This is a genomic window from Vreelandella xerophytica (genome assembly GCF_968048975.1).
In genome coordinates this window covers 487,362-500,504 of record NZ_OZ309106.1, presented here as the reverse complement: position 1 = coordinate 500,504, position 13,143 = coordinate 487,362, and the positions used below count along the sequence as shown (strand labels likewise).

13 protein-coding genes are annotated in these 13,143 nt (G+C 59.3%); 2 read left to right on the top strand and 11 right to left on the bottom strand.

Going from position 1 to position 13,143, the window contains the following annotated elements:
* Positions 1-26 precede the first annotated feature (26 nt).
* From ACWF8S_RS02380 to fliD (ACWF8S_RS02370), 3 genes are all read right to left on the bottom strand, one after another.
* Positions 27-1,142, bottom strand: a complete 1,116-nt coding sequence (locus tag ACWF8S_RS02380; RefSeq protein WP_447555221.1) for a FliC/FljB family flagellin — start codon at positions 1,140-1,142, stop codon at positions 27-29.
* A 333-nt stretch (positions 1,143-1,475) separates the two neighbouring features.
* Positions 1,476-2,873: a flagellar filament capping protein FliD gene (gene fliD, locus ACWF8S_RS02375; RefSeq protein ID WP_447555220.1), complete on the bottom strand. Its 1,398-nt coding sequence runs from the start codon at positions 2,871-2,873 to the stop codon at positions 1,476-1,478.
* A 224-nt stretch (positions 2,874-3,097) separates the two neighbouring features.
* On the bottom strand, positions 3,098-4,438 hold the full coding sequence (gene fliD / locus ACWF8S_RS02370) for a flagellar filament capping protein FliD (protein ID WP_447555219.1): 1,341 nt from the start codon (positions 4,436-4,438) through the stop codon (positions 3,098-3,100).
* A gap of 345 nt (positions 4,439-4,783) precedes the next feature.
* Between fliD (ACWF8S_RS02370) and ACWF8S_RS02365 the strand changes: the two genes are divergently transcribed.
* Both ACWF8S_RS02365 and ACWF8S_RS02360 read left to right on the top strand, forming a co-directional pair.
* Positions 4,784-5,107, top strand: coding sequence for a hypothetical protein (locus ACWF8S_RS02365; protein WP_447555218.1), 324 nt, complete (start codon positions 4,784-4,786; stop codon positions 5,105-5,107).
* Between the two features lie 339 nt (positions 5,108-5,446).
* Positions 5,447-6,454, top strand: a complete 1,008-nt coding sequence (locus tag ACWF8S_RS02360) for a serine hydrolase domain-containing protein (protein WP_447555217.1) — start codon at positions 5,447-5,449, stop codon at positions 6,452-6,454.
* Between the two features lie 2 nt (positions 6,455-6,456).
* Here ACWF8S_RS02360 and ACWF8S_RS02355 read toward each other — a convergent pair whose 3' ends face one another.
* The 8 genes from ACWF8S_RS02355 to opgC all read right to left on the bottom strand — a co-directional run bounded on the left by ACWF8S_RS02355 (position 6,457) and on the right by opgC (position 12,993).
* On the bottom strand, positions 6,457-7,050 hold the full coding sequence (locus ACWF8S_RS02355; RefSeq protein WP_447555216.1) for an exopolysaccharide biosynthesis protein: 594 nt from the start codon (positions 7,048-7,050) through the stop codon (positions 6,457-6,459).
* On the bottom strand, positions 7,043-7,507 hold the full coding sequence (locus ACWF8S_RS02350) for a tellurite resistance TerB family protein (protein WP_447555215.1): 465 nt from the start codon (positions 7,505-7,507) through the stop codon (positions 7,043-7,045). Before ACWF8S_RS02350 ends, ACWF8S_RS02355 begins: the two co-directional genes overlap by 8 nt.
* A gap of 3 nt (positions 7,508-7,510) precedes the next feature.
* On the bottom strand, positions 7,511-8,521 hold the full coding sequence (locus tag ACWF8S_RS02345) for a nucleoid-associated protein (protein ID WP_447555214.1): 1,011 nt from the start codon (positions 8,519-8,521) through the stop codon (positions 7,511-7,513).
* Between the two features lie 67 nt (positions 8,522-8,588).
* A complete protein-coding gene (locus ACWF8S_RS02340) occupies positions 8,589-9,350 on the bottom strand; it encodes an ABC transporter permease (protein ID WP_447555213.1) in 762 nt (253 codons plus the stop codon).
* Positions 9,347-10,282: an ABC transporter ATP-binding protein gene (locus ACWF8S_RS02335; protein WP_447555212.1), complete on the bottom strand. Its 936-nt coding sequence runs from the start codon at positions 10,280-10,282 to the stop codon at positions 9,347-9,349. Before ACWF8S_RS02335 ends, ACWF8S_RS02340 begins: the two co-directional genes overlap by 4 nt.
* 95 nt (positions 10,283-10,377) lie before the next feature.
* On the bottom strand, positions 10,378-10,656 hold the full coding sequence (locus tag ACWF8S_RS02330; protein ID WP_447555211.1) for a peptidylprolyl isomerase: 279 nt from the start codon (positions 10,654-10,656) through the stop codon (positions 10,378-10,380).
* A 98-nt stretch (positions 10,657-10,754) separates the two neighbouring features.
* The gene (locus ACWF8S_RS02325) at positions 10,755-11,858 is read right to left on the bottom strand and encodes a serine hydrolase (RefSeq protein WP_447555210.1); all 1,104 of its coding nucleotides are present in this window, start codon (positions 11,856-11,858) and stop codon (positions 10,755-10,757) included.
* 28 nt (positions 11,859-11,886) lie between these two features.
* Positions 11,887-12,993, bottom strand: a complete 1,107-nt coding sequence (opgC, locus tag ACWF8S_RS02320) for an OpgC domain-containing protein (protein ID WP_447555209.1) — start codon at positions 12,991-12,993, stop codon at positions 11,887-11,889.
* Positions 12,994-13,143: the final 150 nt, after the last annotated feature.

Here is a 13,143-nt window from a genome sequence, read left to right as displayed (position 1 = left end):
AGCGTACTTGCCTTGAAAAGGCTATCTTAACCCAGCAGAGAAAGCACGTTCTGCGGGATCTGGTTCGCCTGGGCCAGAACCGAGGTGCCGGCCTGCTGCAGGATCTGGCTACGAGTCATGTTGGCCACTTCCGTTGCGTAGTCGGCATCTTCGATGCGCGAACGAGCCGCGGAGAGGTTGGTCTCGTTGGTGTTCAGGTTGTCGATGGCCGATTCGAAACGGTTCTGCACCGCACCGAGGTCGGAACGCAGACTATCAACTTCTTTCAAAGCTGCGTCGATATCTGCAAGCGGAGTCAGGCCTGCTTCTTTGGCATCAGCAGCATTAAGCTCCTCACCGATCGTGCCAGATACTTCACCTTCAGCACTAACTTGAATAGCAGTCAACTCAGAATATTTACCTTCCGAATCACGAACAAAGTGCTTAGCATCATCGCCTTCACCAATTTTCACAACAGTGCCTTTCGCAGCGATTTCGCTGGAGAAACTGGTTCCGGTGGCGCCATCTGATGCGGGAGCTGCAGGAGTAGTAACGTTGCCATCTCCATCTACTACTTCCTCAACTGCATCGGTTGCTTCGCCTTTAAAGTCAGAGGCAGCTTGAACGCGCGGCAGGTTTTTAACATCCAGGTCGCCTAGGCCAAGCGTCTTGGTGTTAATTTCTTTCAGGCCAACGTTGATAGCTTCGCCATCGTTAGCTCCGACTTGAATAGCGATGCTCTGATCTGAGGACAGCACCTTGGTACCGTTGAAGTTAGTTTCTTTGGAGATACGATCAATTTCAGATGTGCGCTGATCGATTTCATCCTGAATGGACTGCAAATCGTCAGAAGAGTTGGTGCCGTTTTGCGCCTGTACGGTCAGCTCACGAATACGCTGGACGTTGTCGTTGACCTGGTTCAGCGCGCCTTCTGCAGTCTGTGCTACAGAGATACCGTCGTTGGCGTTACGCTGTGCCTGGCCCAGACCGGTGATCTGGCTGGTCATACGGTTGGCGATTGCTTGGCCGGCAGCGTCGTCTTTCGCGCTGTTGATGCGCAGGCCAGAGCTCAAACGCTCCATGGAAGTGGCCAGAGAGCTTTGTGACTTGGACAGGTTAGACTGGCCAATCATGGAAGTGATGTTGGTATTGATTACTGACATGGTGGTATTCCCCTTTCAATAAGACCGGCCATTTGGCCTGCTAGTCGGCGTGTTGTGCGCCGTTATATTAATTAACGGCGCGGGCGGGGGAATCTTTAGGGTGAATAGTAAAAAAAGTTGAGAAAGTTGATGGGTGGGGACGAGGTCGATGGTGCGGCAGAGCTTGCGCTCGTATTGGCTCTTGGCAGCACGGGGTGCTGCTTCGCGGGTGCCTCGCGGGGCTCGTTACGCCGCGCTACGGGGCTCTGTGCGCATAAGGAGAGCTGGGCGATTGACGTGCAGGTTTGACCAAGGGGCGAGCGGTGGCGCTTTGGCCACCGCTACTTCGATGAATTACTTCTTGCGACCCAGCTGGGCGTCCAGTGCGTCGAATTGCTGGGTCAGGTACGAGCTCATATTGTTCATCTGCGAGACCATGGCGTCGAGCTGGCCGAACTGTACGCGGTAGCGGGCGATGGTACTTTCGATGGTCTTTTCCATACGCGCGAAGCGATCGTCCAGGCCCTTTACGCGGTTCTCCGCGCCGGTGATGGCAAGCTTGACCACGCCGTTGTTACCCAGCATCTGCTCTACCGTGCTACCCAGCTTGCCCGCCAGGCCGCCTTCTTTTTTATCCCCGGCGAAGAAGTCACCCAACGCCTTGGGGTTGTTGGCCACCATATCGCTGAGCTTTTTATCGTCGACCTTGAGCTTGCCGTCGCGCTCGAGCGTGATGCCGAGCTGGTTGAGCGATTTGAACTCGCCGCCCTCCACCCCGCCGGTGAGTACGCTACGCAGGCGCGACTCGATGGTACGCACGGTGTTATCGCCCAGCAGCTCGCCGGCGGTGGCGCTTTCGCCAGTGAAGCTGGTCAGCTTGCCGATGGTGGTTTTCAGCTCGTTGTACGCCTTGACGAAACCGTTGACGGCTTCGCGCTGCTTGAGTGTATCGCGCTCGATATTGACCGTGCTGGTAGCGGTTTCTTCCTTGCCCAGAGAAAGCTCATTGAGATTGAGTGTCACGCCCTGAATGGCGCCTTCGATCTCGTTCTTCTCGCTGGTGATCGCGATGCCGTTGACGGTAAGCTGGGCGTTTTCGCCGACGCGCTTGATGTCTTCGCTTATGGCGGTGGCAATGGCGTTATCGGGGGCGGCGCTATTCGAGAACGTCAGGCTCTCGATGGAGGCTTCTTTCCCGGTGGTCTTGGAACTCAGCGCCAGGCGAAAGCCGTTTTCGCTGCCGTCATTGACGATAGTAGCGTTCACGCCCGCCTCTTTATTGGCGTTCAAGGCGTTGCGAATGTCTTCCAGCGTGCTGCCTTCCTTCAGCGCAATGGTCACGCTCTTGCCGTCGCCCAGGGTCAGGGTCATCTGGTCGGCGCCGTTCAGGTCCAGCGCCTGATCGCGGCTGGCAACGCCGGTGGACGCCCAAGTGCCGGCAGTGGCGAGTTGTGTCACTTCGACCCGGTAGCTGCCCGGAAGCGCATCAGAAGCGGTGATGGCCTTGATGGCATCACCGCGCACATTGGCGGAAAGGCTCTGGTAGAGCTTGGGGTCGTTGATCTTGGAAACCGCGTCCTGGAAGCTATTGAGCGAGGTTTGCAGTTGCCCATACGCGGAGATCTTGGCCTTCTGATCGGCCTTTTGCTGGGTAATGGGGGTGAGTCGGCCGCGTTCAGCATCCTGCAGCTGATCCAGCAAACCGGTGAGATCGAGGCCGGAGCCTACGCCTAAAGAGGTTATCGTCGCCATGCCAAGGTGCTCCTGGGTGCAATAAGGCTAAACCAGAGTGCGTAGACACGGCCTGCGTGCTCCGCTCGATTACAGAGAGTATCGGCCAACGCCGCGGTTTCTTGAGTCACACGAAAACGCCTGCTGTGCAGCAGGCGTCTCAAGCAGCGGTCGATGTACTCGGTTACGTGGGCACTTAATACCTTATTACCGCCATGCTTACCAGTTTTTTAATACTCTATGTGTTACCTGCGCCCCAGCTGGGCATCCAGCGCATCGAACTGCTGGGTGAGGTAGTCACTGGTCTGGTTCATCTGGGCAATCATGCCGTCGAGCTGGCCGAACTGGGTGCGGTAGCGGCTGATGGTCTGCTCGATGGACTGCTCCATGCGGGTATAGCGCTCGCCCAGCGCTTCCTGGCGGTTCTCGGCGCCGCTGATCGCCCCTTTCACCGCGCCGTTGCTGCTCAATAGCTGCTCGAGAGTCTGGTTCATACGCCCTGCCACGCCGGTCTCGCTGGCGCTACCCGCAAAAAAGGCGGATAGCGCTTCCTGGTTGTTGGCAATGGCGTTATCGAGCTTGCCTTCATCCACGGCCAGGGTGCCATCGCGGGTGAGCGTGATGCCGATATCACTGAGCATCGAATACTCGCCGTTCTCGCCCGCGCTGAGGACGCTTCTCAGCTGGTTTTCCACACTGCGCACGGCGCTGTCACCATTGAGTTCGCCGGCAATGCCGGTCTCGGCGTTGAAGCTTGTAAGCGTGCCGATGGTTTCCTTGAGGTCGTTATAGGCACTCACGAAGCCGTTGACGGCGTCGCGCACCGCGCGGGTGTCCTGCTCGACCGTGACGGTGCTCTCGCCTTCTTCCTGAAGGTTGAGCGTAACGCCCTGAATGGCGCCCTCTACCTGGTTGGTCGGGCTCGTGATGGTGATGCCGTTTACTTCCAGCGAGGCGTTGGTGCCGGGCTGATGGGTCGTGTCATCCTTTGCGAAAGGCGCGTTGCCGCTAAAGCTGAAACCGCTGATGGACGCATCCTCACCAGTGTCGCTGGAACTCAGCGCCAAGCGGTAGTCGTTGCCATCGAAAATGAGGGTGGCGTTGACGCCGGCATCCGCTGCGTTGATCGCATCGCGCATGTCTTCGAGCGTACTGCCCACGGCGATGTCGATCTCTTGGGAAGGGCTGCCTGCAAAATCCAGTGTCAGCTTTTGATCGGTGGTGGTCAACGCCTCGTCGGCGGCCGTCACCCCTTCCGAAGCCAGCGTACCGCGGGTGGCCAGCGTTTCGACACGAATGTTGTAGCTGCCCGGCAACGCTTCGGCATCGGCGGCGCCGGTGACGGCGCTACCCCCCACGTTAGTGGAAAGGCTTTCGTAGAGCGCAGGGTCATTAAGCTTATCCGCAGCGGTTTGAAACTGCGACAGCGCGCCCTGCAGCTGGCCAAAGGCGGAAATTCGAGTTTCCTGGGTTTCCAGCTGGCGTTGAATAGGTTCGAGCTTGCCGCGCTCGGCGTCTTGAAGCTGATCCAGCAGCCCGTTCAGATCCAGCCCTGAGCCGATCCCTAGCGAAGAAATGGAAGCCATCGGTTATTGCCCCTTGATTCATGCCACTCATTCAACTGCGCGGCCTGTTGTTTACACGTCTTGATGCATTCACTATCGGCTCATTACTTCTTTCCTTGAATACTTGGCTCATTTTTAACCTATTACCGGGTTAATTTTTGTAATGTTTACGGACTTTCAGGTTAAAAGCCTTTGAATAAAGCAGCAGTTTAGTACCCAGCATTGCCCCGCCGATGATGCCGCAGGAAGATGGCTTCCATTACCCGACACCCACCGTTGAATCCTCCTGCATTTAGACCTTTGTCTAACAACTGACTCTGTTTTACACTGACGTCGAACACTGTTCATCCAATGCTGGAGCGCCCCATGCCTTCCGAGGTAGACCTTCCCCCCGCTGAATCCGCCCTGCCTTCGAGTCGCGAGCAGTTGCGCCGGTGCCTGTTTACCGTGGCGGAGCTTTTATATTTAAACGGGCACGTGCTGGAGACGATTACCCTGCCCAGCTGCGGATTGGCAAAACGGGAGATGGCCGCACTGGCTCGTCAGAACCCTGGATGGGCATCGTGCCGGGAAGCGCTAGAGAAGAGCGAGGCGGGAATTACCAACGGGGAAGGACGCTTCGTGCTGACCGCCCTGGGTCGGGAAATGCTGTTTGACATGTTTGGCCAGGGCGCGGCGGACTGTGCCTAGCATGATCTAGAAAGCCCCTAAAAGGCGATGCCCCAACGTAAAAACGCCCGCGAATGCGGGCGTTTGTGTTTGGCGCGGCGCTGGAATCAACGAAGGCCAAGCATCGAAAGAATAAACAGTACCACTACGATCAGGCCCACGATATAGATGATATTACGCATAACGGCGCTCCTTGCTTTTTTGCGTTCAGAAAAATCAAAGGGTTGCTTTACCCATCGAGGTAACACCCACAGCCTAGCAGGCTTTTGAGTTCTTTGCGTAATTTCCGTGCGCTCAACTGTCGGACACTCTACGCTTTTCAACAGGCAAGCCGCTGTCAATCAGCTAAAAGGTAAGACAATGCGCGCAATGTTAGTGGGTTTGGGGATAGCGATGGTCGTGGGCCTGCCGTTGAAAGCCTTGGCCCAGATGCCCTCGAATGAAGCGTTTACGGCGCTGGATGAGCAGGCCGGCGCGCTTACCCGGGTACATACCGTGGTGGTGGCCGTGGATGGCGAGATTGTTCACGAATTGCACCAGGGCGGGCCAGGGGTGGCCACGCCTGCCAACGTGAAGTCGCTGTCCAAGACGGTACTGGCGGCGATTACCGGCGCGGCCATCGAGGCTGGCGTGATCGAATCGACTCATCAGCCGCTGGTCGAGCTTCTGGGCAGCCACGTGCCACAGGAGGCAGACCCGAAGGTCAACGCTATTACCGTCGAGCACCTTCTGGCCCTGCAGGCGGGGCTGGAGCGTACCTCGGGGGCTAACTACAGCGCCTGGGTGGCCAGTCCCAACTGGGTCGCCAACGCGCTGAGCCGCCCGTTCGTGGATGAGCCGGGCGGGCGTATGCTCTACTCCACCGGCTCCAGCCACCTGCTGTCCGCCGCACTCACCTATTCAAGCGGCGAGTCCACCTACGCGCTTGCCCAGCGGCTTCTGGCCGAGCCGCTGAACATTGCCATTCCTCGCTGGCTGCAGGACCCGCAGGGTATCTATTTCGGCGGCAACGACATGCAGCTCTCGCCTCGGGCGCTGGTGGAAATCGGCGAGCTTTACCGCAATGACGGCGTGGTGGAGGGCAAGCGCATCTTGCCCGAAGGTTGGGTCGAGGATTCCTGGACACCACGGGGCAACTCCCAGTGGACCGGGGATGGCTATGGGCTGGGCTGGTTCATTACCACGTTCGACACCACGCCGGTGTACTACGGGCGCGGCTACGGCGGCCAGGCGCTGTTCGTGATTCCCGAGCGTGAAATGACCGTGGTGATCACCTCCGACCCCACGCCACCCTCGCCGGGCGGGCAGTTCCAGCAGCAGTTGAACCGCTTGGTGATGGGGCTTCTCACGAGTTCTGGCGACTCATAGCGTTACAGAAAATACATCAGCATCGCCACCCACGTGGCCGCGGTAATCAGAAAGCCGAACGAGAGTATCAGGCCATCGTGGGCGACAAGCCCCAGGCCGAAGAGCAGCAGGGCAAAACCGGCGCCGTTCACGGAAAATGGAACCAGCTCCATGGGCGGCATGGCCAGCGCAATCAGCAGACACGCCACGGCCGTGGCACGAATACCCACGCGCCCCGTCATCCACTGCAGGCGAACGCCCAGCAGACTATCGATCCACTGGGCGGGTTTTTCCATCAGATGAAGGGCTTTATCGAAGCTTTTGCGCGATACCGAGCGCTTCAATAGCCACGCGGGCAGCCAGAACGTCTTGCGCCCGGCAAGCAACTGGGCGGACACGAGCAGTACCAGCAGGCCCATCAGCGAGGGAATGCCCGGTACGGTACTGATCACCGGGGCCAGCGTAACGAGCCCGGCAATCAACAGAAAGGGCGCGAAGGAGCGGTGTCCGACGGCGTCGACGATATCCTTGACGCTGACGCGGGACATGTCCCGGGCCTTCTGTTCCAGCGTCTGGAGAAGCTCGGTCAGGTTGGTCGCCTTTGAAGACTCACTCATGCGTGTCGCGCCGCTCCGTTACATGCAGCTTGCTGCGGATGAAGTCGCTATGGCTTACGTGCAGAAGATCCGCCAGGCGGCGAATGCGGTGCTCTTCCTGGGGGTCGATACTGCCATCCGCCCACGCCAGTTGCCACATCAGCGCCACCAGCTCACAGCGCTTTGCGTAGTCGTAGTGCTCCTTGATGAGGCTTACGAACTGGTAGTGGTCCACCGCCTCCTCCACTTCGGCATCCGCCAGCGCCATCAGCTCGGTGACGTCTGCATCGCCCAGCCGATAGCGGGCCATGAGTATCTGCTTGAGCGTTTGGCGCTCGGCATCGGTTTGCTCGAAGTCCGCACGCATCACTTCGCAAAGCAGCGCCGCCGAGGCAAGTTCCAGCGTCAGGTGCTGGTTTTCACGCCGCTCGGGCTCGGCGAGCGCGTCCTGAAAAAAATTTCGAATCGCGTCGAGCATGGCTCACTCCTTACGCTTGGCAAGCTGTTCTTTGAGCTGCTTGGGCACCTGCTTGATGATCAGGCGATCCTGGCCCTCGTCGTACTCGATGCTGGAGCCCAGCAAGTGCGAATCGAAGCTGATGGAGACGCCACCGGCGCGGCCGGTAAAGCGGCGAAACTGGCTCAGCGTTTTCTTGTCCGGCGGAATCTCCGGCGAAAGGCCGTAGTCGGCGTTGCGGATGTGCTCATAAAACGCCTTGGGCTGCTGTTCGTCGACGAGCCCGGAGAGCTCTTCCAGGGTCATCGGCTCGCCGCGGCGCATCTGCTCGTTGGCGTAGTCCACCAGCGTATCGGTCTTTTCGCGGCTGGCCTCTTCGTCGAATTCTTCCTGCTCGACGAAGTCGCTAAAGGCCTTGAGCAGCGTGCGCGTCTCGGCAGGCGCGTCGATGCCCTCCTCCATGCCGAGCACCGCCGCCACGCTATCGGCCAGCTTCTTCGCGCCGCGATCCTTTAGAAACGAGACGTACTGTTGGCTGGCGGTTTCATCGCCCTGCCACTGGGTAATGTTGACCCGCGCGGCCAGGGTGAGCTGCTGGGTATTGAGCTGGGCGGCGGGCACGGCCTGGTGGGATTCGCTAATACCGATGCCTTCGCGCTGATGCACGAGCGCAAAGAAGAGCGTTTCGGTATCGCCCTGGCGCTGGTGGGCGATCACCAGATACCCGCTCACCGAAAGCGCCTCCTGCAGCTCGCGCGCCAGGCGCTCTACCAGGGCGGTGGAGAATGCCATGAAGTCCTGCTCGCCTTTCAGGTAAGCATCAAGCCAGGCCACCAACGGCCCGGCCTGCTCGCCCTCGAGAGCGAAGCGCCCCCAGCCCTTGGCCTTGGTGTTGTAGGTATCATTCAATTTACCCACCAGGTTTGCCATCACCGGGTCGTCGCTTTCGCCAACGGCTGGCGCGGTGGTCACGGTCAGGCGCTCGCCGTCCAGGGTGGGTTCCAGGCGGTGAACGATGCTTTGCAAAAGCGGCATAAGAGAATCTTGCCTTCTGTACGGACGTGAAAGAGACCGACGTAAAAAGAGCCGGACGTTACAACGCTCAGGGTTTCAGCCGGTAGCCGGTGTGGAAAATCCAGCCCACCATGGCCAGGCTTGCAACCAGAAAGAGCGTAATCATGCCCACGCTTGCCCAGAGACTGACGTCGCTGATGCCGTAAAAGCTCCAGCGAAAGCCGCTGACCAGATAGACCACCGGATTTGCCAGCGTCACGCTTTGCCAAAACGGCGGCAGCATGTCGATAGAGTAAAAACTTCCGCCCAAAAAGGTCAGCGGGGTGATCACCAGAAGCGGCACCAGCTGGAGCTTGTCGAACCCATCCGCCCAGATGCCGATGATGAACCCCAGCAGGCTGAAGGTGACGGCGGTGAGCACCAAAAAGGTCAGCATCCAGAATGGGTGGGCGATCTGAAGCGGCACGAAAAAGCTCGAGGTGCCCAAAATGATCAGCCCCAGCAGTATCGATTTGGACGCCGCGGCCCCCACGTAGCCCACCACCACTTCCAGATACGAAATGGGCGCGGAAAGAATCTCGTAAATACTGCCGGAGAACTTGGGAAAGAAGATGCCGAAGGACGCATTGGAAACGCTTTGCGTCAGCAGCATCAGCATGATCAGCCCGGGCACGATGAAGGCGCCGTAGCTGACCCCGTTGATTTCACTGATACGCGAGCCGATCGCCGCGCCAAACACCACGAAGTAGAGCGAAGTGGAAATGACCGGTGAAACGATACTTTGCAAAAGCGTGCGCCGGGTGCGCGCCATCTCCGCCATGTAGATCGAACGGACGGGGTAGAGATTCATGAGCGCTCCTTGACCAAATCGACGAAAATATCCTCAAGCGAACTCTGCCGGGTGTGCAGGTCCTTCACACGAATGCCCTCTTCGCTCAGCGCGGCCAACAAGCCGGACACGCCGCGGCCTTCTTCTTCCTGATGGCCATCGTAGGTGTACACCAGCATTTGACCATCGTCGGTCAGGCTCAGCGTGTCGCCCTCGAGGCGCGAAGGCAGCGCGGCAAGCGGGGTGTGCAGCTCCAGGGTGAGCTGTTTGCTGCCGAGCTTTTTCATCAGTGCCGCTTTCTCTTCGACCAGCACCACTTCGCCGTGATTGATCACGCCGATGCGATCGGCCATCTCTTCGGCTTCTTCGATGTAGTGGGTGGTGAGAATGATGGTCACGCCGTTGTCACGCAGCCCGCGCACCACCTCCCACATGTCGCGCCTAAGCTCCACATCCACGCCGGCGGTGGGTTCATCGAGAAACAGAATGCGCGGCTCGTGAGAGAGCGCCTTGGCGATGAGTACGCGCCGCTTCATGCCACCGGAAAGGGTAATCAAGCGGTTGTTGCGCTTGTCCCACAGCGCAAGCGACTTGAGCACTTTTTCGATATGCGCCGGGCTTGGCGGCTTACCGAACAGGCCGCGGCTGAAACTGACCGTGTTCCAGACCGTCTCGAAGGCTTCGTTGGTGAGCTCCTGGGGCACCAGCCCGATACGTTCACGGGCCTGGCGGTAGTACTTGACGTTATCGAAACCGTCCACCGTTACATGGCCCGCCGAGGGGTTCACCAGCCCGCACACCAGGCTGATGAGCGTGGTCTTGCCCGCCCCGTTCGGCCCGAGCAGGGCAAAGATTTCGCCACGGTGAATGGTCAGATCCACGTGCTTGAGCGCTTGAAAGCCACCCTGATAGGTTTTGTTCAAGCCCTTTATGGAGATAATCGGGTCGTTCAAGGCGTGCTCCTCACACCGCGGCTGGGCCGCGGTGCTTGACTGCCAAGGGGGCAGCCGGCATGTCCTTGAAAAAAGCGCCGGCGCCCGACGGCAGATTAACTGCGGCGGGTGATTTCGAGTAGATGGTAGCCAAACTGGGTCTGAACCGGGCCGTGGACCTTGTTCAGCTCGCCGCTGAAGACCACCTTGTCGAACTCCGGCACCATCTGGCCGGGGCCGAAGGTACCCAGGTCGCCGCCCTGACGGCCGGAGGGGCAGCTGGAGTGCTCCTTGGCAACTTCCGCGAAATCGCGGCCGTTCTCGATTTCCTGCTTGAGTGCCAAGCACTGCTCTTCACTGCTGACTAGGATATGACGGGCATCGGCGCTGGCCATGAAAGCCTCCTGAATATTCATTTTAAAGGAGGCATTAGTTTATCACGGCTGCGCTTTCGTGGGAGCCTGGGTCATTCTCTTGTCAGTCGGGCAGGCGCTCAAGGCGTGCCGAGTGCGCCGGTCACGCTGAGGGCCTCGCCTACGCGGGTCAGCGCCTGTTCGTGCTGAGCGCGGGCAAGCGGGCCGCGGGTGCAGGCAACGACCACCCAAGGCCCCTGTACGCCCACCCCCGCGCGGTAAGAGGCTTGCGACGCCAGCCCCGCATCGCAGCTTCGCCGATGCTGCGTGCCGGTTTTATGGGCAAACGTTATATCCTTGCCCATTCCTTGCTTGAGTCGCGCCTCGCCGGAGCGAGTGCGCGTCATCAAGGCCATCAACGCCTGGCGCTGGGTGTCATCGACATCGCTCAGGGCGGGGCGATTCAGCGCGGCCAATAAATCACCGTAGGCTCTGAGTGTGCCGGTGTTCGCGCCGGTCTGCTCGAACGCATCGAAGGCGCGGTCGTAGTCAGGCTGGTCGAAACTTTGGCTGGCTACCCCGAGACGTCGGGCCAGCGCTCCGGTGCGCTGGCTCAAGCTGTGTTGTCTAAGCGCCATGAAATCGGTGCCGCCTAGCGCACGCGCCTGCGGGTGCATCTGCCCGTAAACGCCTTGGCGCACGCCGACAAGGGTCGTGATCGGCCCCAGGTCATCGGGGTTGCCGCCGCTGGCGGCTACCATGGCTCGGGCGCGTTCGTTCACCGCAGACAGCCCGACCCGCTTGATCAGCATGTCGGATGCCGTGTTGTCGCTGACGGTGATCATCTGTTCCAGAAGATACGTGATCGAGATCGGCGTACCGGGATCGTGCCAGTTCACCGGCCCGGCACCATCCACATAATCGGTTTGGTTGAGCGTGATGCGCTCATCGAGGGTCAGACGACCCGCCTGGCGCTGCGCGTAGACCTCGGCGGCCACGGGCACCTTTATCAATGAGGCCAGATACCAGGGAAGATCGGCCTGCCACGAAAAAGCCTCGCCGCTTTGCAGATCCTGAACGTAAACCCCCAGCTCGCCACCAAAAGCCTCTTCTATGGCCGCGATGCGTGTGGTCAGGCTAGATTGCCAATAGCTTTGCTTGTCCGTTTCGTAATACCAATCGGCCTCAACGGGCAGCGCCATGAAAAGCGCCACCACAAGCAGCCCGTGTTTTAACCGTCGCAAGTCGTTACCTCGATTGCTTGTCTTGTGATTATCGGTGCGCCGTCATCCAGCGGATCGCCCAGATCCAGAGCGCGGCCCCCAATATCAGAAGCCCGCCCACGCCCAGCGCCTCGGGGTAGGTATAAGTGCCGTTTCGCTCCAACAGAAAGCGAAGCACCAGAAAAATCAGCACTATATGAAAAATAAACGCTTTAAGCGCATCGCTACCGACCATCGTCAGCGGTAAAAGTGCCTTGGCCGCCATGGCGCCACCGGCAATCGTCAGGCCCAGGATGATCAGCGCCCCGCCTACGCTGAAAAGCATGAAGGCAAGCTCCGGCGGGTGCTTGCCAGCGTTGTTGGCCACCGCCGTCATCGCGGCGTAAGCCCCTTCATCCAGAGCGGCCAGCCCATAAAAGGCACCGACCATCCCCCCGCCCAGAGCCATCAACACCGTTATCAGACGACGTCGGAAAGTTCGCTCAGCCATGCAGCGAAGCATCGCCTCACCGATCAGAAGCCCCATCAGGATAAGCGGCGCGCGGCTCAGTTGTCCCCAGGTGTAGTAGTCTTCATGGTCGACCAGCAGCGCCTTCAAGATGGCATTGCCGCCGAAGTCGACCCCCTGCAGCCAGGCGGAGAGCCCGGCGAGCCCGACAATGGCTGCCAACCGCGACCAGAGCGGCGCTCTGGCCCAAAGCGGCAGTATCAGCGGCACCCACAATAGCGCGATGGCGTAGAAGCCCAAGATTTCCACCCAGATGGCGAAATTGCCGTAGAGCAGCGTATTGACGATATCGGCAGGGGCGTTGAACGGCAGCATCTCGACGATGGTAAGCGCCTTGTACCAGAACCAGACCTCGACGGCGCGAAGCCAGAGCTTCAAGCGTCGCCTGGGCCAGCCGTCGTCCTGGGTTCGCGCCAAAAAGGCCACCGCCAGCGCAATGCCAAACACCAGAATGAACAGTGAGGACGAGAACTTGGTGATCAGATGCACCGGCACCATGCCCCAGTCGGGCACGTTGCGTATACCTACCAGGCCGCTGATGGTGTGACTCAGAATCATCAAGCCAATGGCAATGCCGCGGGCAAGGTCGATCGCCTCGATCCGGCTTTCTGCCCTGGGGAGAACGGGTACTTCCTTCAACCTCAGCACGTGACAACTTCCCTGTAAAAGACGCCGAATCCAGGCCCACCGCCCAAGCTATAGTGAGCAAGCTATAGTAAAAGTGCTTTAACCTTAGCTTACCGGTTGTCACTGGCCTATACGTATTTTAAACGCAAAAATGCCCCGCAATCGGCGGGG